We start from the raw sequence: 21,180 nt of genomic DNA, 5'->3' as shown, positions 1-21,180 counted from the left end.
ATCGCTGCCTGGCTGTTATTCAGCATCGCCGGTGCATTGGCGGCGGCAGAGGATAACCTGCGTATCAGCCCGGCCACCCTGGACAGCCGTCTTTCCAGCCAGTTGCCCGGTTTCGCCTTGCTGCCCGAGGAGGACGACCGGCAGCTCCAGGTGCCGGCCATGCTGGATATCGGCATGGCGGTGCAGCGTGGTGTGCAATGGCACCCGGCGATCGCCGAGGCGGTCGGCGGCCTGCTGATGCAGGGCGAGCAGATCGGTGTGGAGCGCGCCCGCTATTACCCGCAGGTCAGCGGCGGTTTCCAGGCCGGCTACGACAGTGCCTACCAGGGCAATGGCTTCAGCCCCTCCTTCGTGTTGTCCGCTTCACAGATGCTCTATGACTTCGGCAAGGTCTCCAGCGCCGTGCGCTCCGCCGAGTCGGGCATGCTGGAGCAACAGGCCAATGTGCTGTCGAGCATCGACCAGGTGGCCCTCGAGGCGGCCCAGGCGCTGGTGGAAGTCCAGCGTTACCAGAACCTCCAGCGCATTGCCGAGGAACAGGTGGACGGCCTGGAAACGGTCGCCGAGCTGGCGCGGGATCGCAGCATCAAGGGCGCCAGCTCGCGCTCCGATGTGGTGCAGAGCGAGGCGCGGGTGAGCGGCGCACGTTCCCTGCAACTGCAATACCAGGCACAACTGGAGCGCTGGCGCGGTTCGCTGGCCAACCAGTTGGGCTGGCCGCGCATCGCCGCGGTATCCGATGCCTTTCCCGATGCCATCGATGACTATTGCGCCACGGGCGCGGCGGACGGGCAACTGGTGCCGGCGCTGCTGGCGGCCCAGGCCCAGCGCAGCCAGGCCATGGCGCGGCTGCAGAACGCCAGGGCGCAGTCGCTGCCGACGATTTCCCTGGACCCGTCGTTGACCCATTACCTCAACGACAACCATACGACCAGCGACAACAGCGAGCGTACCCGGCATGGCATCTTTCTCAACGTGAACATGCCGCTGTACCAGGGCGGTGCCCTGTCCGCGCAGAAACGCGCGGCCAGCCATGCCCTGGAGTCGGCGGATGCTGCACTGCGCAATGCCGGCCTGCAGACGCGCAAGAGCCTGATGGAGGCGCGCAGCCAGACCTTCAGCCTGCGCGGCAACCTCAAGGTGTTGCAGAACCGCTATGCCCTAAGCGAGCAGACCCGCGACCTCTACTACCAGCAATACCTGCAACTGGGCTCGCGGCCGCTGCTCGACCTGCTCAATTCCGAGCAGGAGATCCACCAGTCGCGCTTCGACTGGCAGAACATCCTCTCCGACCTGCGCCAGTTGCAGTTGACCTGCCTGTACGCCAGTGGCGCCCTGCGTGGCGCCTTCGGCCTGGATGGGCGGCGTATCCAGGGTGTCGAGGTGCGGCCATGAGCGCCCTCGAACAGCCGTCGAGCGCCGACGCAGGGCCGGCGCCGACGCAGGACGACTGGGTCGAGGCGATCATCGCGGTAGCCCGCCACTACCGGCTGGACTGTTCGGCGGAGACCCTGCGCCTGGCCGCGCGCTGGAATATCGCCGCCGGGGCGGATGCCTGCCTGGTACTGGTGGCGCGCCAGGCCGGGCTGGGCCTGCGCTTCACCAGCCTGGGCGACAGCAGCCTGTCGGCCTGGCGACTGCCGATGGTGGTGGAGATGGAGGATGGCCAGGTCGGGGTGCTGGAGTCGATAGACCCCGAGGGCACGGTCGGCTTGCGCCTGGTGGGCGACCAGGGCCTGCCGATCGCGCTGCCGAGGGCGGACTTCCTCGCCGGAGTGCGGCGTGCCGCCGTACTGCGGCCGCTGGGAGGGCGGCGCGACAGCCGGGTGGATGGCTATATCGAGCCTTATCGCAAGCACTGGCTGTGGCGCATCGTGCTGCGCGACCCGAGACCCTACATGCACGTCATGCTGGCCTCGCTGCTGATCAACCTGCTGGGGCTGGCCGGCGTGCTGTTTTCCATGCAGGTCTACGACCGGGTCATTCCCGCCGAATCCATGCCGACCCTCTATGTGCTGTTCAGCGGCGTGCTGCTGGCGGCGCTGTTCGCCTTCGTCATGCGGCAGATGCGCAACCATGTCACCGATATCCTCGGCAAGCGGGCGGACATGCGTATCTCCGACCGGGTCTTCGGCCACGCCATACGCCTGCGCAACTCGGCCCGCCCACGCTCCACCGGCAGCTTTATCTCGCAACTGCGCGAGCTGGAGCAGGTGCGCGAACTGATCACCTCCAGCACCGTCGGCGCCGTGGCCGACCTGCCGTTCTTCCTGCTGTTTCTGCTGGTGTTCTGGCTGATCGCGCCGGCGCTGGTGTGGATTCCGCTGGCGGCGGTGCTGGCGATGCTGCTGCCCGGCCTGCTGGCGCAACGGGCGCTGGGGCGGCGGGCGCAGGCCTCGATGCGCGAATCCGCGTTGCGCAACGCCTTGCTGGTGGAAACGGTGCAGGGGCTGGAGGATGTCAAGTCGATGCAGGCCGAGGGCCGTATCCAGCAGCAATGGAACCACTACAACGCCGAGACGGCGCAGTCCGGTGTGGCGATGCGGCGCCTGGTGCATGGCCTCAACAACTGGAGCCAGACCATACAGGGCACGGTGTTCGCGGTGGTGGTGCTGTTCGGTGCGCCACTGGCGATGGCCGGCGACATGACCACCGGCGCGCTGGTGGCGGCCAGCATCCTGTCGTCGCGCATGCTGGCTCCGCTCGGGCAACTGACCCAGGTGCTCAACCGCTGGCAGCAGGCGCGGGTGGCGATGCGCAGCCTGGACGGCATCATGCAGTTGCCGCTGGACCAGCCCGAGGGCGGCAGCCGTGTGCAGCGCCCGGTACTGCGCGGGGACTACCTGTTGCAGGACGCGCTGTTCCGCTACAGCCCCGACGCGCCCGCCCCGGCATTGCAGGTGGCGAAGCTGGAGATCGGCGCCGGCGAGCGGATCGCGGTGCTCGGGCGCAATGGCGCGGGCAAGTCGAGCCTGTTGCAGGCGCTGGCGGGCGGGATCGACCTGGTCGACGGCAGCCTGTGCCTGGATGGCATCAGCATGGCGCACCTGGACCCGGCCGATGTGCGCCGCGATGTCGGCCTGCTGACCCAGAATGCCCGCCTGTTCCACGGCAGCCTGCGCGACAACCTGACCCTGGGCGCGCCGCTGGCCGGCGATGCGGAGATCGTCGAGGCGCTGGCCATGAGTGGCGCCGCCGACTTCCTCGCGCGCCTGCCGCAGGGCCTCGAATACCCGGTGATGGAGGGCGGCGTGGGGCTTTCCGGCGGGCAGCGGCAGTCGTTGCTGCTGGCCCGGCTGCTGCTGCGCCAGCCGAATATCCTGCTGCTGGACGAGCCGACGGCAGCGCTGGATGACAGCACCGAGCAGCAGTTCCTCGAACGCCTGGGGGCCTGGACCGGCGGGCGCACCCTGGTCGTCGCCACCCACCGGCTGGCGGTGCTGCGGCTGGTCGAGCGGGTGATCGTGGTCGAGGCCGGGCGCATCCTGCTGGATGCACCGAAGGAGCAGGCCATCGCGCGCCTGTCACGCACTTCCGCGTTTCGCGAGCGGGGCTAGGCCATGGGCAAGGCATCCACTACGCCCGCCTGGACGGCGCTGATGGAACTGGAAGAGCTGCACGGTGTGGACGATGCGCGGCTGTCGGGCTCGCTGCGGATCATCCTGGCCGCCGCGGCGGTCCTCGCGGTTTTCGTGCTCTGGGCCTGGTTCGCCGAACTGGACGAGGTGTCCACCGGCGGCGGCAAGGTGATTCCCAGTTCCCGCGAACAACTGGTGCAGACCCTGGAGGGCGGCATCCTGGCCGAGCTCGGGGTGGCCGAGGGCGATATCGTCGAGGCCGGGCAGGTGCTGGCGCGCCTCGACCCGACCCTGACCGAGTCCAACGTCGGCGAGAGTGCCGCCCGGCATCGGGCGGCCATGGCCAGCCTGGCGCGGTTGCAGGCCGAGGTGAACCAGGCGGCCCTGGTGTTCCCTGAAGAACTGCAAGCCTTTCCCGCATTGATCGCGGCCGAGACGCGCCTGTACCAGAGCCGTCGCCAGCGCCTGGACGAGTCGCTGTCGGGCCTCCAGCAGTCGCTGTCGCTGGTGCGCCGTGAGCTGGCGATCACCGAGTCGCTGGCCGCCGGCGGGGCGGCCAGCAATGTCGAGGTGCTGCGCCTGCGCCGACAGCAGTCCGAACTGCAGCTCAAGGCGGTGGAATTGCGCTCGCAGTACGTGGTGCAGGCGCGCGAGGAAATGGCCAAGGCCAGCGCCGAGGTGGAGATGCTCGACGCGGTGCTCAAGGGCCGCTCGGACTCGCTGCAGCGCCTGACCCATCGCTCGCCGGTGCGCGGCATCGTCAAGGACATCGCCATCACCACCATCGGCGGTGTCATCGCGCCGAACGGGCAACTGATGCAGATCGTGCCGCTGGATGACCGGCTGCTGATCGAGGCGCGCATTTCCCCGCGCGACATCGCCTTCATCCATCCGCAGCAGAAGGCGCTGGTGAAGATCACCGCCTATGACTACGCCATCTATGGCGGGCTGCAGGGGCAGGTGGTGACGATTTCGCCGGACACCATCCAGGACGAGGTCAAGCCGGACAATTTCTACTACCGGGTGTATATCCGCACCCGGAGCGACTACCTGGAGAACAGCGCCGGAAAGCGTTTCTCCATCGTGCCGGGGATGATCGCCAGCGTCGACATCAAGACCGGGCAGAAGACCGTCATGGATTACCTGGTCAAGCCGTTCAACCGGGCGCGCGAGGCTTTGCGTGAGCGCTGATGGGGCAAGGAGTGTGAATGTCACTGAGTGACCTGCTGGCCAGGGTTCGGCCATTGCTGGACGATATCGACGTACAGGCGCCGCACTGCACGCTGTTCTTCAGTGTCAGCGACGGTTCGCAACGCGCCCATGTGCAGATCGCCAGGGGCGGCGACCTGGAGCGGGCCTGGAGGGCTGGCGCGGCGCGCCTGCGGCGCTGGCAGCGGCAGAGTGGCGTGCGCCCCTCGTGGTTGCGGGTGGACCGGGTCGATCAGGTGCGCCAGTGGAGCTGGGCGCAACTGGATGCCTGCCTGCGCGACACCAAGCGCAATTACCTGAAATACGGCCTGGCCCTGGCGGAAGACTTTTCCATCGCCATGCTGGAAGAGGAACTCGGCGCCAACGCCCTGCTGTACGACAACCGTTGCGAGCATGCCGTGGCCAACGACGCCAACCTCGCCAGCTACGGCAAGCGCCGCTTCGGCCAGGCGCTGTGCTGGCCGAAAGGGGACGAGCCGATCTGGACCTTCACCACCCGCGCGGTATTCAGCGATACCCGTTGCGCCCACCTCATCGAGCACCAGGGGCCGCATGCGGGCTACCGCCAGGTGCCGGACTGGGGCGAACGCCCGGTACGCGCCCTGATCGACAGCGCCACGGATTACCTGGCGCGCCAGGTCACGGCCAGCGGCGCCTACGATTATGGCTGGTTCCCCTGTTTCGACCGGCCCATCCCGACCTACAACGCACTCCGCCATGCCAGCTCCACCTACGCCCTGCTGGAGGGCTGGGAACTGGAGCGCCTGCCAGGGCAGTTGCAGGCCATCGAGCGGGCACTGGGCTACCTGCAACGGCGCCTGATCCATCCGCATGTGCTGGAGGACGGCAGCCAGGCGGCGTTCCTGCGCGACACCGGCAACGAGATAAAACTGGGCGGCAACGCGGTCAGCATCCTGGCGCTGGTGAAATACACGGAACTGACCGGCGACCGCCGTTACCTGCCGCTGATGGAAGCGCTGGCGCGGGGCATCCTGTTCATGCAGAAGCCGGACAGCGGGGCTTTCGTACATGTGCTCGACTGCCCCGGACTGTCGCTCAAGGAAGAGACGCGCATCGTCTATTACGACGGCGAGGCCGCTTTCGCCCTGGTCCGCCTGTATGGCCTGAGCCGAGATGAGCGCTGGCTGGCGGCGGTCGAGCGGGCCTTCGAGCATTTCATCGAGGCCCGCCACTGGCAGGCCCATGACCATTGGCTGGGCTATTGCGTGAACGAACTGACGCGCTATCGGCCGCAAGAGCGCTATTACCGCTTCGGCCTGGATAACGTGCGCGATCACCTGGGTTTCGTGCTCGAACGTATCACCACCTATCCGACGCTGCTGGAGTTGATGATGGCGGCGCGGAGCATGATCGAGCGCATCCAGGGCGACCCCGGGATGGTCCATCTACTGGATGACTTCGACCTGGAAGCCTTCCAGCGAGCACTGGAGCATCGGGCGCGTTACCTGCTCAACGGCTTCTTCTGGCCGGAACTGGCGATGTTCTTCAAGAACCCTGGGCGTATCGTCGGTAGCTGTTTCATCCGCCACCACAGCTACAGGGTGCGTATCGACGATGTCGAGCACTACCTTTCCGGCTATGTGGCCTACTGGAAATACCTGGGTGAAGCCGCCGCTGGCACGCCGCCGGGAACCCCCGGCACGGCGCTGCCCGATCCGGCGGGTGATGGGCCGCCGGTCAATGGCCGGGATCGCCACTGCTACTTCTGCAACGAGGATTTCGGCAAGCGCCTGACCGGTATCGAGCGCTCGGCGCTCAAGCGCGCCAACCTGTTCGTCGAGCACCTGGGCATCGTACCCAGGGTCCTCAGCCTGAAACTCAACCTGTCGGTGATGGAGAACTGGCGGCACTACCAGCGTATCGGCTGGGTGAATGAGCGCGTGGCGCTGTTAAACCTCTACGAGGATATCCTGCGGATCGCCGAGGGCGAGCGCTTGCCGCCGGCCGCACTGCCCTGGCAACCCGGCTGGACGCAACAGGCGCTGGCGCAGAGCGGCCACCAGCGTGTGCATGACGAGCACGGCAGGCTTGTGATGTACGTGGTCTGGCGCGACGAGAGCCTGGAGCGGCTGGCCTATATCAATCACTTCGCCAATGGCCGGAAAATCCGCCGCGATCACTTCAATCGTTTCGGGCAACTGGCGCTTTCACAGCAGCTCGACGAGCAGGGGCGGGTGGTGCGCGAGGACGGCTTCACGCCACGGGGGCGGATGCGCCTGATACGCCTGTGGCAAGCGCAGACGGGCACGCTCGATCGTATCCTGCTGCTCAACCGGGACGGCCTGCCCGATACCTGCTTCGACTCCGAACCGGCCCTGGCCGGCTGGTGGCTGCAGCGCTGGATCTCTACCGAGGGCAATGCTTTCCTGATCGACAAGCACCGCGCCTGGTTCCGGCCCCTGTGCGAATTGAAGCGCCATCGGCGGCAGCGCCTGGTTTCCATCATCCATAGCTGCCATGTGGCGGCGGAGCAGGATGACCTGCTGACGGGCCGCCTTAATGGTCATTACCGGGCAGCCCTGAGCGGGCGGGACGTGGACGCCTGCGTGGTGCTGACCCCGCAGCAGCGCGACGATGTGCGGCGACGTTTTCCGCAGGCGCCCTATGCCCTGCGGGCGATCCCGCATACCGGTGAGCGCGTGGCGCGGGTGGACTTCCAGTCGCGCGACCCCGATCTGCTGGTGGCCTTCGTGCGCCTGGCGGCGGAGAAGCGCATCGAGGACATGCTGCAGATCATGGCCCGGCTGCTGCAACGGCATCCGCGCAAGCGCCTGCATATCTATGGCGAAGGCAGCCTGCGCCAGGCAATCGAGGCCGGTATCGACGAGTTGGGCTTGCAGGGGCGGGTCAGGCTGATGGGCTACGTCGAGAACGTCGGGGAAGTCCTCGACCGGGCGAGCTTTTCCCTGCTCACCAGCCGGCGCGAGGCCTTTCCCCTGGCCGTGCAGGAAAGCCTGGGCCATGGCTGCCCGGTGCTGGCCTATGACATTCCCTACGGGCCGGCGAGCCTGATCGAACATGGGCGCAATGGCTTGCTGATTGCCGATGGCGATATCCAGGGGGCGGTGGATGCGCTGGACAGGGTATTTGCCGGGCAGGGACTGTTGAGGGCGCTTTCGGATGGCGCCTATTCGATGAGTGCGGAAGTTCTTGTGCAGGATGTCGCGAGGATGTGGAGCGCTTTATTGCATGAAGAGTAACCAACCAGACCGATGCATACGCTCGAATATGGACTTTCTCGGTAATAAGAAAAACCCTATACCTGCCGGCTATATGTAGTTATGGCGGTTTTGCCGTAGTTCGTTCTTTATCGTTTCAGTGCGTGGGATGGTCGAACCGAAGGTGATACCCATCATTGCGGCCCCGGTACTTCGTGAGTCGATGGGTATCGCTGCGCTCGACCCATCCTACGTGTTTATCAAGCATCCCACGCGGCAATACCATCCTTGATTCTTTCGAATATGGCCGCGAGATCGGTTCCGACCGCACTGGCGGCACCGATTATCACAATGGAAATCAGGCCCGCGATAATTCCGTACTCGATAGCCGAAGCCCCGTCTTCGCGCTTGAGAAACAACTTGCCTTTCATATAGCACAACGTAATGAAATCTTTCATGGCGTACGTCCTTGAGGGTACCGATCGAGTCTTGATTGTTGGCCATGAAGTACAAGTCGTAAATAGTATTATCCGACTATATATATGTGCATATATGGATGCCCGGGCGGCATGCAGTAGTATCGAATCGCCGCTACCGGAATAAGCCCGTACAAGGGAGTCGTCGGTTGCGGCGTCGTAGGTGCGCCATGCGCACCAGGCAGGCCTGGAAGTCTTCTGGCGCTTCGGCCGGACATGCAGGGAGAGCAGCCTTATGAGTGGTCGCGCCAACCTTCTCCTCGCGCTGGTGCTGTTCGTGGCAGCACTGGTCGCCGGTTACTGGGGGCTGGCCCTGAGCCGCGCCCCGCAGCCGGAAACCCGCCCGGCCGCCAGTGCGAACCCGTCGGCGCCCTTGCTGGAGCAGCCCGGCGAGCGTATCGAGCGCGAACCGCGCACGCCCGTGGTGGTGTTCGCCCGCGGCATCCGGCCCCATGTACCGCTGGTGGCGGAGGACCTGGCCATCGAGCGGTTGCGGGTCGCGCCCGCCGGCAGTTTTTCCTCCATCGAGCAACTGCTCGGGCGCAGCGTCTGGTTCGATATCCCCGCCGGCACCCTGGCCCACCACAGCAACTTCGAACAGGGCGGCCCGCTGGCGCGGATGATCCGTGCCGACGAGCGCGCCCTGGCCATCAGTGTGGATGAGGTGGTCGGCGCCGGTGGCCATCTGCTGCCCGGCGACTATGTCGACTTGCTGCTGTATGCCAGGAAAAGCGATGGCAACCCCGACCAGAGCGCCCAGGTGGTGATTCCCGGCCTGCGTGTGCTCGGTTATGGCAATGCGCTGGGCACCACCCTGGATGGCCTGCCGGCACAGCCGCTGGCGGCGAACGCCAGGGAAGCGGCGAATGCCCGGCGCGATGTGCCGCGCAGCGCGGTGCTGGCGGTACCGGCGGCGCTGGTGACGCGCGTTCTGCTGGCTGCGGAGGCCGGGACCTTGCGCCTGGCCGTGCGCAGTGCCGACGAGCAATTGCTGGCCAGGCACTACGCGGGGGGGCCGGCTGCCAGGGACGTGGAGGAAATCGCCCGGCAACTGATCCGTTTCGAAAAGCTGGCGCTTCCCCCCCCGGCGCGCTCCGCCCCGGCAAGGACCGCCGCCGCCGCGGCTCGCGCCAGCGGCGTTGAGGTGCACCGGGGCGCCGAGGTTTCCCGGCAGAACTTTTGAATCAAGGACCGAACATGAGCGCAATGAGCCGTATTTCACGCATGGGATGGTTATTGGCGGGAGGCTGGGCGCTGGCCGCAACGGCCGAGGCCGCGCCGGCTGGCTGTGCCGGGCTGCAGGCCGAGGCGGCGACCCTTGAGATCGCCCAGGGCATGCAGCGCGAATTGCGCCTGCCGGTAGCGATAAAGCGGCTGGCGGTGGGCGATCCGGCGGTGGCGGATGTCAACATGACCAGCCGCGATGCCTTTCTGCTGGTCGGCAAGCAGGGTGGGGTGACCAACCTGAGTATCTGGACCGACTGTTCCAGTGCGCCGCGCCAGAGCATGGTGTTCGTGCGCGGGGCGGCCAGCGTGGCGCTGGAGAACCCGCAACTGGCGGCGGCACAGGCGCTGTTGCCGAGCCAGGTGCAGGCGGATGTGCGCTTCGTCGAGGTCAGTCGGAGCAAGGTCAAGGAAGTCGGCATCCGTATGTTCGGTACCTCCTCGAACAACTTTCTGTTCGGCTCGCCTGGCAGCAATACCTTGGCATCCGTGCCCATTGGCGGAATCGCCGGCACGGCGACCGCCACGCCATTGGTCGAGAGCGGTTTCAATATTCTCTTCGGCGGCGGCAGCCGCCAGTTCCTCATGGCGCTCAACGCCCTGGAGGGCAGCGGCTTCGCCTACACCCTGGCGCGCCCGAGCCTGGTGGCGCTGAGTGGGCAGACCGCCAGCTTCCTGGCCGGGGGCGAGGTGCCGATCCCGGTGCCGAGCAGCGGCAGCGACAGCATCAGCATCGAATACAAGGAGTTCGGCGTACGCCTGAGCCTGACGCCAACGGTGATCGACAGCCGCCGTATCACCCTGAAAGTGGCGCCCGAGGTCAGCGAACTGGACTACAACGCTGGCGTGGTGATCCAGGGCACCACGGTGCCGGCCTTGCAGGTGCGGCGCACAGACACCACGGTCTCCCTGGCCGATGGCGAGAGCTTCGTGATCGGCGGCCTGATCAATACCCGCAACCAGTCGGTGGTGGAGAAGCTGCCGGGGCTGGGCAGCATCCCGGTGCTGGGGGCGCTGTTCCGCTCTTCGAGCATCCAGCGCGAAGACAAGGAACTGCTGATGATCGTTACGCCGCACCTGGTTCAGCCACTGGCCGCCGATGCCCGTCTGCCGGAGCTGCCGGGGGAGGCATTGCGCCGCTACGATCCGAATTCGTTCCGGCTGCTGTTTCTCGAGGATGGCCGCTTCGACCGCTTCAACGGGCTGTCCCAATGAACGGGGCGGGGAATATGGATAACACCTTTCTCGTGGCGGTGCGCACGGAAACGCAGATCGACTGGCTGCAGGAGGCGCTGGCGGCCCAGGGGCAGTTGCTGCGCGCTGGCCAGGACCTGGATGAATTGCTGGGGCTGCTGGAGGTCACGCCGGCGCAACTGGTGTTCGTGGAGATTTCCTTCGAACAGAGCCCGGCCCAGTGTTCGCTGATCGAGGGGCTGCTGGAAGCGCGGCCGCTGCTGTCGGTGGTGGCCATCGGCGATGGTTTCGACAATCAACTGGTGATCGGCGCGATGCGCGCCGGCGCCCGCGATTTCATTTCCTACGGTTTGCGCGGCAGCGAGATCGCCGGCCTGGTCAGGCGCCTGTGCCAGCGCCTGCCGGCGCTGCCGGAGCGGCGTGGGCAAGGGCGCATCAGCCTGTTCTACGGTGCCCAGGCCGACGCCGATGCGGCCCTGGTCGCCAGCCAGGTGGCCCATGCCGTGGCGCTCTGCGGGCGGCCGACACTGCTGGTGGATATCGGCATGCCCGTAGGCGAGGGGCTGCAGGCCCTGGGGGTGGAGGCCACGTTCAGTTTCGGCGATGCCTTGCGCAATATCCGCCGGCTGGATGCCGGGCTGATCGACAGCGCCTTCGCCCGCCACCCGGGCGGGCTGCGACTACTCGGCCTGGCCGGCGGCGACGAGGCGATCGCCCAGTACGGTTCGGCGGAGCTCTACCTGCTGCTGGGGGTGCTGCGGCAGAACTTCGCCCAGGTCATCATCAACCTCTGCGGGCAACCGCCGAGCGATGCGCTGCGCACGCTGTTGATCAATGCGCAGAAACTCTACTGGTATGCGGACCAGAGCGTATCGGGCTGCCGCCGCAACCTGGAGCTGATTCGCTACTGGCAGGAGCGCGGAGTGAGCCTGGAGTCGGCACAACTGGTGGTCGACCGTTATATCGACAGCGTGGCGCCGGATGCCCGGACGCTGCTGAATACCTTCGAATTGCAGTGCGTGCATGTGCTGCCGTTGGAGGGCGAGTTGCGCCTGGCCGCGCGCAACCAGGGCCAGCCGCTGGGCGAGCGGGCACCGCGCAACGCCCTGAGCAGGGCGTTGGGGCGCTTGGCGCTGGGGCTGGCCGAGGGCTGCGAAGGTTGTCGCCAGGGGGCGACGGTGATGCAGCGTCTGTTCGAGAGGATTCGCGGATGAACGTTACGATGGCAGGGCCGGCGGCGAACAGTGGCGCGGCGGATGGTGTGGTGGCGAACAACGGCGCGGTGGTGAACAACGGCGCGGCGGCGAACAACAATGAAGCGCTGGCGCTGAAGTCGGCGCTGCATCGCCACCTTATCGAGGCGCTGGAAGACGAGCACGAAAACCTGCTGGAGAGCCCGCGGCCGGTGCTCAGCCGCTTCGTCGCGGACAGGAGCGGCGATTACATTCGCCGTCGGCAACTGGCGATCTCCCGCTATGAAATCGACCAGTTGACCGAGGAACTGGTGGACGAGCTGACCGGCTTCGGGCCGCTCGAAGTGCTGCTGCGCGACCCGGCCGTGACCGAGATCCTGGTCAACGGGCCGCTGAATATCTTTATCGAGCGTGGCGGCGTGCTGCACCAGAGCGGCCTGCGCTTCATGGACGACGGCCATCTGCTGCGCGTCATCCAGCGTATCCTGGCGCCGCTCGGGCGGCGGCTGGACGAGTCGTCGCCGATGGTCGATGCGCGCCTGCCCGATGGCAGCCGGGTCAATGCGGTGATTCCGCCGGTGGCCCTGGATGGGCCATGCCTGTCGGTGCGCAAGTTCCGCCGGGACATGCACAAAGCCACCGACCTGCTGGCTTCCCGCTCGCTCAGCGCGGAGATGCTGGCCTTCCTCGAGTTCGCCGTGCAGCGCCGTTGCAACCTGCTGGTCAGCGGCGGTACCGGCACCGGCAAGACCACCCTGTTGAACCTGCTCAGCCAGTTCATTGCGCCCCGCGAACGCATCGTCACCATCGAGGACACCGCCGAGCTGCAACTGGGCCATGCCCATGTGGTACGCCTGGAGACGCGGCCGCCGAATGCCGACGGGCATGGCGAGGTCACGGCGCGCGCGCTGGTGCGCAACGCTCTGCGCATGCGCCCCGACCGCATCATCCTGGGCGAGATCCGCGGCGTGGAAGTGCTCGATGTGATGGCGGCGATGAACACCGGGCATGACGGTTCCATGAGCACCCTGCACGCCAACAATGCCCTGGATGCGCTGCTGCGGCTCGAAGGCCTGGTGAGCATGTCCGGCATCCAGGTCCCCGAGCGCACCCTGCGCCGGACCATCTGCGCCGCCATCGACATGGTGGTGCAACTGACGCGCCTGGCCGATGGCCGGCGCTGCGTCAGCGAGATTCTCGAAGTGGTCGAGGTGCGCGACAGCGTCTTCGTCACCAATACCCTGTTTCGTCTGGACCGGCGCAACCCCACCGTGTTCGTGCGCGAGGCGGCCGCAGTGGCGGGCGAGAAGCTGAAAGCCGACCTGACGGGCGTTGCGCGATGACCGTGGCGCTCTGGCTGTTGGCCCTGGCGCTGCTGCTCCGGGCGTTGCGGCTGTGGCGCAGGGGCCGTCGCCAGGTGGCGTCCGAGCGGATGCTCGGGCATTTGCAGGCGCGCGACGCCGAGCGGCGTACGCTGCGTTTTCCGTGGCTGCGGCGCGAACTGCTACGGGCCGGCCTGGAGTTGCACGGGCCGTGGTTGCGCGTGGTGTCGGGAGGCGTGCTGGGCGTGCTGCTGCTGACCGCGCTGCTGGGCAACTGGCTGGGGTTCTGCCTGCTCCTGCTGCTGGTGCCGCTGGCGCTGGGGGGCTGGATCAGGCTGCGTTACCGGCGACGGCTGCGGCGCATGCTCGAGCAATTGCCGGCGCTGCTCGACCAGGTGATACGCAGCCTTAAGTCCGGCCGGACCCTGGCCGATGGCTTGCTGCATGCCATGCAGGACAGTGCCGAGCCGCTGAATTCGGCATTCGCCCGCACCTCGCGCAACGTGCTCAGGGGCATGCCGCTGGACGACGCGATGGATGATTTCGCCGATCTCTACGAGAGTGACGAATTGCGCATCCTGGCCCTGGGCGTGCGCGTCAACCAGCGTTATGGCGGTAACGCCAGCGATCTGCTGGCCAGCCTGATCGCGCTGATCCGCGATCGGGACAAAGGGGCCCGGCAGCTACGCGCCCTGACCGGGGAGACCCGTATCACCGCCTACCTGCTCGGGGCCCTGCCGGTCGGCCTGGCCAGCTACATCTTCCTGACCAACCCTGCGTTCATCCTCGGTATGTGGGGCGATGCTTCCGGGCGCTGGGTGTTGCTGTGCTCCGCGCTGTTGCAGATCGTCGGCAGCCTGCTGCTGTGGCGCATGATGAGGAGCATCGCATGAACCCGCTGCTGCTCAGTGCCCTGCTGCTGGCGCTGGCGTCGTTGCTGCTGGCGCGCGGCTACCTGCGCGAGCGCAGGCTGCTGCGCCAGGTCAACCAGCGCATCGGCCAGGGCACTGTGCGGGGCAATGCCGTATTGCGCGATCTGCAGGGGGGGATGCTGCTGGCCAGGGCCGGGCGGCTGGATGGCGAGACACGGCAGTTGCTCGACCGCCTGGGCTGGCGCCGGCCAGGGCAGCGGACGCTGTTCATGACCCTGCAACTGGGGTTGCCGGTGTCGCTGGGATTGCTGGCGATCATCGTCCAGTGGCTGGCGCTGGGCCATCTGCAGCAGGCCTGGATGGCGATCCTGTTCGCCCTGGGTCTTGGCTATCTGCTTCCCAAGCGCCTGCTTGCGCGTGCCGTGGCCCGCCGACAGCAGCGGCTGGCGCTGGATGTATCGACGATGCTGCCGGTGCTGCGCATTCTCTTCGAGGTGGGCATGACGGTGGAACAGGCCCTGCGTGTGCTGGTGCAGGAGGGCGCGCGGATCATTCCGCACCTGGCCCTGGAACTGCGCCAGGTGCTGGCACGGGTGGACGCTGGCCTCGAACTGGGCGACGAACTGCGCCAGGCCGCACGGATGCTGGATGTGCCGGAGGTGAGCGACAGTTTCGCGGTTCTCGAACAACTGATCCACCAGGGCGGGGGCGCCATGGCGTCGCTGCAGGCGATGAAGGCGATACTCGACGACCGGCGCATGACGAGCCTGCAGGAGCGGGTTTCCAAGCTGTCGGCGAAGATGTCGATGGTCATGATGCTGTTCCTGTTTCCGGCATTGCTGATGGTCCTGGCGGGGCCGGGCTTCATCGCGATCATCAGAGCATTGGGGAGTATGGCCCCGGGGGGTATGAGATGAGGCACCCAATGATTTTTCTTCTGCTCGCGGGCGTGCTGGGCGGTTGCTCGCAGGTACCGAAGACCGAGTGGGACGACAAGCGGGCGGTCAGGCCCCCGCCGGCCTGCGTGCCGATGACCCGGGAACAGGAACTGGCGATCAACCTGTCCCAGGACATGATCGACAGCGGCAAGCTGCATGCGGCCTATGCCAACCTGGACCTGTTGCCGCGCGACCTGCCCGAGGCGCGCCTGCGCAAGGCCAGGGTGTTGCGCCTGCTCGGGCGGCCCGAGGCCGGGGAACAGTTCAATGCCCTGCTGCGCACCTGCCTGGTCGCCGAAGGCCGGCATGGCCTTGGGCAGCTTGCGCTGGCCGCCGGCGATGCCGACCTGGCGATGCGCCACCTGCGTACCGCCGTGCTACTCGACCCGGTGGACGCCGCTAAACGCAATGACCTGGGGGTCGCCTACCTGCGCCTGCGCGACCTGCCGCGGGCCAGTTTCGAATTGCGCACCGCGATGGAACTGGACGAGGGTAGCAACCACGCGGCGCAGAACTACGTCACCCTGCTGCTGTACGGCAATGACTGGGAGCGTGCCCGCGAGCTGGTGGCGAGCTTCGCCATTACCCCGGAGCAATTCACCCGTGCCGAGCAGCGCGCCAGGGCCCTGCGTGGCGCCGATGCTCCCGCCTCCGCCCAGGCGCAGGCCGCCCCCGGCGTGACGAAACCTGCCGTGGTCGCGCCGCCCGCTCCGCCGGTGGTGAGTCAGCCGCAAAGTGTCACCCGGGTGGTGCCGCGCAGTATCCCGGTGTTCGCTCCGGTGACCACCTCACCCTTGTTGCGCAATCCGGATACCACCGAGGCCTTGCGGCCCGCCAGTGTCGGTGCGCCCGCGCTGGCGGCGCCGGATGCGGCGGCCAGCGCGGCGCTGCCCGCCGTGCCTTCGCCTTCGGCGGCTTCTTATATGTTGCGGGCCCCGGCCAGTGCGCCGCCCGCTGCCGCCGTGCCCGGGGCGGCAGCGCCGCGCATTCCGCTGCAGGCCGCGCCGGCCGCTGGCGATGAGCGCTTGGCCGCGGCCGAGGATGTCGCCACGCAGGCGGGTGTCCAGCGTATCCGGACGGCGTCGGGCAAGCGCGTCGCGCCGCCGGCCATGGTCCCTATCATCCGCGCCGGCCCCTAGCCGGCAGAGCCCCCTGGCAGGAGGTCTTGCCCATGAAAACGATGCTGATCGCGCTGGCCATGATGCTGGCCACCCAGGCCGGCGCCGACGAGCCACGGCGCAACGCCCTGATCCCGGCGCAATCGAAAGTGCCTACGGATATCTGGCTACGGATGCAGCGCGAAGGCACCGCGGCATCCCGTCACCCGCAGCAACTGACGCCTGCGGAGCGGGAGCTGGCGTTGCAGCGCTGGCTGGGAAGCTTCGAGCATGAGATTCCCGAGCGCTTCGAGCAGGACATGGCCGGCAGAGGCCGCCGCTGAACGCGCTTGCCCGCCAGGGGCTGTTGACGTGTCGTCGCAAGCCGCGTTGCCGCGAGAAATAGCCCCCGGCCAGGGCGCGCCCGTTGCCGACGGGCTTGCGGCATCCACTCCATCCCTGGAGATTGCGCAGGACGCAAGCGCGGTCGCGCTGAAACGTCAACGGACCCTGAGCCTCTACTGCCTGGGCGGTTCGCGGCCAAGGTCGTTCCTGCGGGAAATCATGCGTTCGAAAATAAATACATGTTTACTTTAAAATAGAAATTGCTGATTTAATTCCTGCTTGCCGCTGTTATGGATATTCCCTCGGTGCCAGCGCCAGGGCCAGTTGTGTGCGGTTGTGCAGGCGGGTGATGCGCAGTATCTGTGAAACGTACAGCTTGACGGTGTTCTCGCTCAGGGTCAGTTCGTGGGATATCTGGTAGTTGCTCAGGCCGCGGGCGATCAGGCGGGCCACTTCGAGCTGGCGCGGCGACAGCTTGTCCAGCGCCGCGGAATCGCCGTTGCCGGCCATGCGCACTGTGGGTTCATGCGGCTGGCCCGGTTTCTTGACCTGGCTGATCTCCTGATAGACCTCCTCCAGCGAGGAACTGATGCTTTGCAGGCGCTTGAAGATGCTTTCCAGCTCCATGGCTTCACGGCGCTGCTCGATGACGCCGCGCAGGCGGTTGATGCTGGCCAGGGCCGCGTCGAGGTCGAGGGGCTTGGCAAGATAGTCGGAAACACCGCTTTGCAGCGCCATGATGATGTCCTGCTTGTCGGACTGGCCGGAGAGCAGGATGCTCTCGAAGATGCGCTTGCCGGCCGAGGCGCGGAGGCTGGCGATCATTTCGATCCCGGTCATGCCCGGCATGTAGAGATCGCTGAGGACGATATTGATCTCACGGTCTTCCTCGAAGCGCTGGATGGCTTCCTGGGGCGAGTTGCAGATCGTGCAGGACAAGGCGTGGTCGTTGAAGAATTCTTCGAGCTCCTCGAGGATCAGCGGCTCATTGTCGACGATCAGCAGTTTGTACGGCTCACGGCTTTCCATGGAGGGCTTCATCGGTCGTCCCTTCTATCAGGCGCAAAGTTGCGGTGTTTTCAATGGCTGGACGGCAAGGGCAGCAGCAAGCGGAACGTTCGCAGGGCGCGCCGTGCACGCGGTGATGGCTTCCAGCTCATGGCTGCTCTTACCCTGATCCGACATTATCTCTTTCCAGGGGTTTCGCTCTGGATTAACTACTTCGTGCAATCCCTACCTGGAACAGCAGCAGTCCTGCGAGAACGAACGGGGCATAGGGGCGGTAGCGGCTGGTTCGCGAGCGCCCCGCCTGTCGTTGTTCCGGGCGCGTGCCGAGCCAGGCGACGATCACCATGGCCAGTGCGGCGAACAGCGTGCTGAAGAGCACATGGGACACGGAACTGGCCAGGCCGAGTACAGCCATCAGCTTGACATCACCGGCCCCCATCCTGCCCAGGCAATAACCCGGCAGGGTCAGTAGCAGGGCGATCAGGAAAGCCAGCAGGGCGTTGCCGACGCTGGCGCCGGCAAGGCTCTGGCCGGTCGCCAGTAGCCAGGTGCAGGCGACCGCCAGCCCACCCAGGATGAGTGCATTGGGTATGCGGCGTTCCCGCAGGTCGGTCCAGGCGCAAAGGCCCAGCCAGGCGATCAGTAACAGCATGGCCATGCTCTCTCCTTGGGTAATGGCGTTTTTCCGACCATTTGCTGTCGGATAGGCCGGATTTTCCGACTTTCTGACGAATGGCCTTTGTCAAGCATTTGCCTTGCTGGCTAACTGACATGAGAAACGCGGGAGTGGTTCGCTCCATGGCTGTTGCGCTTAGCGCAAAGGGAGGTGTGACATGAGGGAGTGGTTTAAGTCCCGTCTGTTCTCGGCAGAGCGAAAGGAAAGCGACATGCACGGTATCCTGGCCTCCCGGGCCAGGGTGGCGGGCAAGCAGGATGTGTTGGGGCTGGTTGCCATTGCCGACGGATATCGACCGCAACTGCTGGATGCCTTCGATCAGACACAGCGTCTGAGCGACCTGGAGGGCATGTTGCAGCTGCTGTCCCGTGTCGCTGATGTGGCCATTCGGTTGCGTGGCAGCGGCATGGATGTGCATCCGCAACTGCTGGAGGAGTTTCTCGGGGCATTGACGGCACGTCTCGACCTGTCCTGGTCCGCCCTGTTGCTGGAGCGGGATGGGCACTGGGTGTCGGCGCAGGCCTTCGGTATCGCTCCGGCGCTGCTGCTCGAGGGAGGCTTTGGCCGGCAGCTTGACGAATATGCCGAGCGTGGCCTGGGTGGCATGCAGAAACTGCCCGTGGCGCACCTGTCCGAGCCTGTCTGGGGTGTGCCCTACCAGGAGCAGGGGCGGTGCCTGGCCTGGCTGTTGTGCGCGGGTACGCCCAGCAGGCCGCTTCCCGGGCTGCCGCAATCGCTGTGGAGCCAGCTCTGCGCTTCACTGGCGGCGCCAGTGCTGCATCGGCGGCGTGAGGATGATGCGCAACGCACGGCAGCCCGGCATGAGGTGCTGCAGCGTGTGTTCGGCAGCGGCTGGCTGGAGTATCAGACCCATGCCGGCCGCTGGGTGCTGGCGCCGGCGCTGCGTGAGGCGCTGGGGCTTTGCGGCGCCGATTGCGACTGGCTCGAATGCATCCACCCGGCGGATCGGGATGCCTTCCTGGCCCATCTGGGCGACACCGATGGCGGCAAGGGCTTCAGTACGGCCCTGCGCTTGTGTGCGGGCGGCGAGTGCCGCTGGTTCCGTATCGATGCGGAAGTGCAGGGGCATGGAGAGGCACGGCGCATCCTCGGGTTCGCCCTCGACATCCAGCATGTCAAGGAACAGGAGGCGCTGGCCAGTTCGGCCCACGCCCGTTTCGAGAGCCTGATCGACAGCGCGCCAGCGATCATCTATGTGCAGCGCTACCGGCAGGGTGGCCTGAGCCTGGAGTTCAGCAGTGCCAGCCTGGCATCGGTGCTGGGCTGGACGCATGAGCAGGTGCATGGGCAGAGCCTGCTGGCGTTCGTGCATCCCGAGGATCGCGAAGTCTTCAAGTGCGGCATCCAGTGCCTGTTGCGCGAAGGCAAGATCAGCCATCACTACCGGCTGCGTGACAGCCAGGGCGCCTACCACTGGATGCTGGACGAGGTGACGCTGCTGCGCGATGACCTGGGCGTGCCGGTGGAAACGGTCGGCATCCTGCTGGATGTGAGTGAAAACCGGCAGACGGTCGAGCTGTTGCGCAACAGCGAGGAGCGCTACCGGGCGCTGGTGGAGGACTCGCCGGCGATGATCTGCCGCTATAGTCCCGACCTGCGGCTGCTGTATGCCAACCGCCCGTTGCTCGACTACCTGCAACGCGTGGATGCGCCGCCAGGCAGCCTCGATCTGCGCGACTTCATGACGCCCGAGCAGGCCGAGGCGCTGCAGGCCAGCATGGCGATCCTGTCGCCGCAGGAACCGATGGCGATGCAGGAAGTGTGCATGCAGTTGCCCGGCTACGATAATGCCTGGTGGCTGTGGGCCGTGCGCGGCAGTTTCGATGAACAGGGCCGGTTGCTCGAAGTGCAGGCCGTCGGGCGTGACGACACCGAACTGCACAAGTCGCGGCAGTTGCTCTATCAGAGTGCCAAGATGGCCACCCTGGGCGAGATGGCCACAGGGATCGCCCATGAGATCAGCCAGCCGCTGAACGTGATGCGCATCGCCCTGAGCAACCTGATCCGGCGCCACGAGGATACCCGGCTGACCGAGGACTACCTCGGCGACAAGCTGGCGCGGCTGGACGAGCAGGTCCAGCGTGCGACCCGCATCGTCGATCACATGCGCGTGTTCGGGCGCCGTTCCGAAGCCGACAGCCAGTCGTTCCAGCCGGACCGGGCCATCGACGGCGCACTTTCCCTGGTGTGCCCGGGCCTTGCCGGGCATGGTATCCAGTGGACCTGCCAGTTGGACGAATTGCCGCAGGTCAGCGGCCATCCGGACCGCCTGGAGCAGGTGCTGATCAACCTGCTGGTCAATGCGCGCGATGCCCTGGTATCGGCGCATGTCGCCGCACCGCTGATCAGCATTCGTGCGGGTGTGCGCGGCGACCAACTGCTGATCGAAGTCGAAGACAACGCCGGCGGTGTGCCGGAAGCCTTGCTGGAGCGCATCTTCGAGCCGTTCTTCACCACCAAGCCGGTCGGCCAGGGCACCGGGCTGGGGTTGTCGCTGAGCTACGGCATCATGCAGCAGATGGGCGGCGGCCTGAGCGTGGACAACCGGCGCAATGGCGCTTGCTTCAGCGTCTTGCTGCCGGTCAGGGGGTGAGCCAGTGCCCATCTGTGCCTTAGGGTCTGTTGACGTTTCGTCGCAAGCCGCGTTGTCGCGACGAAACGTCAACAGACCCTGGGTGCCAGGACGCCGATGACTCTGTTCTGGCCTCAGGGGGCTGCCTTGCTTGCGGCTGGATTGGCAATCAAGTCTGCGATTGGCCGGGCTCGCGGCAAATACCGCGGCGACTATGGAGAAAGCCGTCGCAGCACTGCTGGATCATTGGTAAGGCTTTCGGTTTCGCCGGCTCTT

At 66.3% G+C, this 21,180-nt stretch carries 16 protein-coding genes; 13 read left to right on the top strand and 3 right to left on the bottom strand.

The features are described 5' to 3' along the window. From DNJ95_RS17010 to DNJ95_RS16995, 4 genes are all read left to right on the top strand, one after another. Window positions 1–1,395: TolC family outer membrane protein (locus tag DNJ95_RS17010; RefSeq protein ID WP_338069649.1), on the top strand; the 1,395-nt coding region annotated here is incomplete at its 5' end. Further along, window positions 1,392–3,557, top strand: coding sequence for a type I secretion system permease/ATPase (locus DNJ95_RS17005; RefSeq protein ID WP_131185918.1), 2,166 nt, complete (start codon window positions 1,392–1,394; stop codon window positions 3,555–3,557). The genes DNJ95_RS17010 and DNJ95_RS17005, both read left to right, overlap by 4 nt. Window positions 3,558–3,560: 3 nt before the next feature. Further along, window positions 3,561–4,769, top strand: coding sequence for an HlyD family type I secretion periplasmic adaptor subunit (locus DNJ95_RS17000; protein WP_420824400.1), 1,209 nt, complete (start codon window positions 3,561–3,563; stop codon window positions 4,767–4,769). A gap of 17 nt (window positions 4,770–4,786) precedes the next feature. Further along, window positions 4,787–8,008 carry a glycosyltransferase gene (locus DNJ95_RS16995; RefSeq protein ID WP_131185917.1) on the top strand — a complete coding sequence of 1,074 codons (3,222 nt, stop codon included), beginning with the start codon at window positions 4,787–4,789 and terminating at the stop codon, window positions 8,006–8,008. A 218-nt stretch (window positions 8,009–8,226) separates the two neighbouring features. On the opposite strand, the gene DNJ95_RS16990 is transcribed toward DNJ95_RS16995, so the two are convergent. Then, complete coding sequence (locus DNJ95_RS16990) at window positions 8,227–8,424, bottom strand: Flp family type IVb pilin (protein ID WP_207388779.1); 198 nt, start codon at window positions 8,422–8,424, stop codon at window positions 8,227–8,229. A 253-nt stretch (window positions 8,425–8,677) separates the two neighbouring features. Here DNJ95_RS16990 and cpaB point away from each other — a divergent pair, with 253 nt between their 5' ends. Genes cpaB through DNJ95_RS16950 form a run of 8 tightly spaced genes read left to right on the top strand, consistent with a single transcriptional unit; the run spans window position 8,678 to window position 16,626 of the window. Beyond that, window positions 8,678–9,625: a Flp pilus assembly protein CpaB gene (gene cpaB / locus DNJ95_RS16985; protein WP_131185916.1), complete on the top strand. Its 948-nt coding sequence runs from the start codon at window positions 8,678–8,680 to the stop codon at window positions 9,623–9,625. A 14-nt stretch (window positions 9,626–9,639) separates the two neighbouring features. Continuing rightward, window positions 9,640–10,881, top strand: a complete 1,242-nt coding sequence (locus DNJ95_RS16980) for a type II and III secretion system protein family protein (protein ID WP_420824399.1) — start codon at window positions 9,640–9,642, stop codon at window positions 10,879–10,881. A gap of 14 nt (window positions 10,882–10,895) precedes the next feature. Then, window positions 10,896–12,074: a CpaE/TadZ family protein gene (locus DNJ95_RS16975; protein ID WP_131185915.1), complete on the top strand. Its 1,179-nt coding sequence runs from the start codon at window positions 10,896–10,898 to the stop codon at window positions 12,072–12,074. Further along, window positions 12,071–13,396 carry a TadA family conjugal transfer-associated ATPase gene (locus DNJ95_RS16970; protein ID WP_242671991.1) on the top strand — a complete coding sequence of 442 codons (1,326 nt, stop codon included), beginning with the start codon at window positions 12,071–12,073 and terminating at the stop codon, window positions 13,394–13,396. The genes DNJ95_RS16975 and DNJ95_RS16970 overlap by 4 nt, the downstream gene beginning before the upstream one ends. Continuing rightward, on the top strand, window positions 13,393–14,268 hold the full coding sequence (locus DNJ95_RS16965; RefSeq protein ID WP_131185914.1) for a type II secretion system F family protein: 876 nt from the start codon (window positions 13,393–13,395) through the stop codon (window positions 14,266–14,268). Before DNJ95_RS16970 ends, DNJ95_RS16965 begins: the two co-directional genes overlap by 4 nt. Beyond that, window positions 14,265–15,164: a type II secretion system F family protein gene (locus DNJ95_RS16960; protein ID WP_131185913.1), complete on the top strand. Its 900-nt coding sequence runs from the start codon at window positions 14,265–14,267 to the stop codon at window positions 15,162–15,164. Before DNJ95_RS16965 ends, DNJ95_RS16960 begins: the two co-directional genes overlap by 4 nt. A gap of 8 nt (window positions 15,165–15,172) precedes the next feature. Continuing rightward, on the top strand, window positions 15,173–16,324 hold the full coding sequence (locus DNJ95_RS19300) for a hypothetical protein (RefSeq protein ID WP_181953405.1): 1,152 nt from the start codon (window positions 15,173–15,175) through the stop codon (window positions 16,322–16,324). 32 nt (window positions 16,325–16,356) lie between these two features. Beyond that, the gene (locus DNJ95_RS16950; protein ID WP_242671990.1) at window positions 16,357–16,626 is read left to right on the top strand and encodes a DUF3613 domain-containing protein; all 270 of its coding nucleotides are present in this window, start codon (window positions 16,357–16,359) and stop codon (window positions 16,624–16,626) included. Between the two features lie 289 nt (window positions 16,627–16,915). Here the strand turns inward: DNJ95_RS16950 and DNJ95_RS16945 are convergent, their stop codons facing one another. Together DNJ95_RS16945 and DNJ95_RS16940 are read right to left on the bottom strand one after the other, a co-directional pair. Next, on the bottom strand, window positions 16,916–17,668 hold the full coding sequence (locus DNJ95_RS16945; RefSeq protein WP_131185912.1) for a response regulator transcription factor: 753 nt from the start codon (window positions 17,666–17,668) through the stop codon (window positions 16,916–16,918). A gap of 172 nt (window positions 17,669–17,840) precedes the next feature. After that, window positions 17,841–18,293 carry an A24 family peptidase gene (locus tag DNJ95_RS16940; RefSeq protein ID WP_131185911.1) on the bottom strand — a complete coding sequence of 151 codons (453 nt, stop codon included), beginning with the start codon at window positions 18,291–18,293 and terminating at the stop codon, window positions 17,841–17,843. 229 nt (window positions 18,294–18,522) lie between these two features. On the opposite strand from DNJ95_RS16940, the gene DNJ95_RS16935 reads away from it, so the two are divergent. Then, window positions 18,523–20,925, top strand: coding sequence for a PAS domain-containing protein (locus tag DNJ95_RS16935; RefSeq protein ID WP_165491650.1), 2,403 nt, complete (start codon window positions 18,523–18,525; stop codon window positions 20,923–20,925). Window positions 20,926–21,180 lie beyond the last annotated feature (255 nt).

The sequence above is a fragment of the Stutzerimonas kirkiae genome, assembly GCF_004327335.1.
Taxonomy (GTDB): Bacteria; Pseudomonadota; Gammaproteobacteria; order Pseudomonadales; family Pseudomonadaceae; genus Stutzerimonas; species Stutzerimonas kirkiae.
This window is presented reverse-complemented; position numbering and strand designations above follow the sequence as displayed.

Bases quoted from the DNA above. Each gene is read 5' to 3' on its own strand.
- DNJ95_RS17005 (WP_131185918.1), top strand. From the start codon at position 1,392: ATGAGCGCCCTCGAACAGCCGTCGAGCGCCGACGCAGGGCCGGCGCCG.
- DNJ95_RS17000 (WP_420824400.1), top strand. From the start codon at position 3,561: ATGGGCAAGGCATCCACTACGCCCGCCTGGACGGCGCTGATGGAACTG.
- DNJ95_RS16995 (WP_131185917.1), top strand. From the start codon at position 4,787: ATGTCACTGAGTGACCTGCTGGCCAGGGTTCGGCCATTGCTGGACGAT.
- DNJ95_RS16990 (WP_207388779.1), bottom strand. From the start codon at position 8,424: ATGAAAGATTTCATTACGTTGTGCTATATGAAAGGCAAGTTGTTTCTC.
- cpaB (WP_131185916.1), top strand. From the start codon at position 8,678: ATGAGTGGTCGCGCCAACCTTCTCCTCGCGCTGGTGCTGTTCGTGGCA.
- DNJ95_RS16980 (WP_420824399.1), top strand. From the start codon at position 9,640: ATGAGCGCAATGAGCCGTATTTCACGCATGGGATGGTTATTGGCGGGA.
- DNJ95_RS16975 (WP_131185915.1), top strand. From the start codon at position 10,896: ATGGATAACACCTTTCTCGTGGCGGTGCGCACGGAAACGCAGATCGAC.
- DNJ95_RS16970 (WP_242671991.1), top strand. From the start codon at position 12,071: ATGAACGTTACGATGGCAGGGCCGGCGGCGAACAGTGGCGCGGCGGAT.
- DNJ95_RS16965 (WP_131185914.1), top strand. From the start codon at position 13,393: ATGACCGTGGCGCTCTGGCTGTTGGCCCTGGCGCTGCTGCTCCGGGCG.
- DNJ95_RS16960 (WP_131185913.1), top strand. From the start codon at position 14,265: ATGAACCCGCTGCTGCTCAGTGCCCTGCTGCTGGCGCTGGCGTCGTTG.
- DNJ95_RS19300 (WP_181953405.1), top strand. From the start codon at position 15,173: ATGATTTTTCTTCTGCTCGCGGGCGTGCTGGGCGGTTGCTCGCAGGTA.
- DNJ95_RS16950 (WP_242671990.1), top strand. From the start codon at position 16,357: ATGAAAACGATGCTGATCGCGCTGGCCATGATGCTGGCCACCCAGGCC.
- DNJ95_RS16945 (WP_131185912.1), bottom strand. From the start codon at position 17,668: ATGAAGCCCTCCATGGAAAGCCGTGAGCCGTACAAACTGCTGATCGTC.
- DNJ95_RS16940 (WP_131185911.1), bottom strand. From the start codon at position 18,293: ATGGCCATGCTGTTACTGATCGCCTGGCTGGGCCTTTGCGCCTGGACC.
- DNJ95_RS16935 (WP_165491650.1), top strand. From the start codon at position 18,523: ATGCACGGTATCCTGGCCTCCCGGGCCAGGGTGGCGGGCAAGCAGGAT.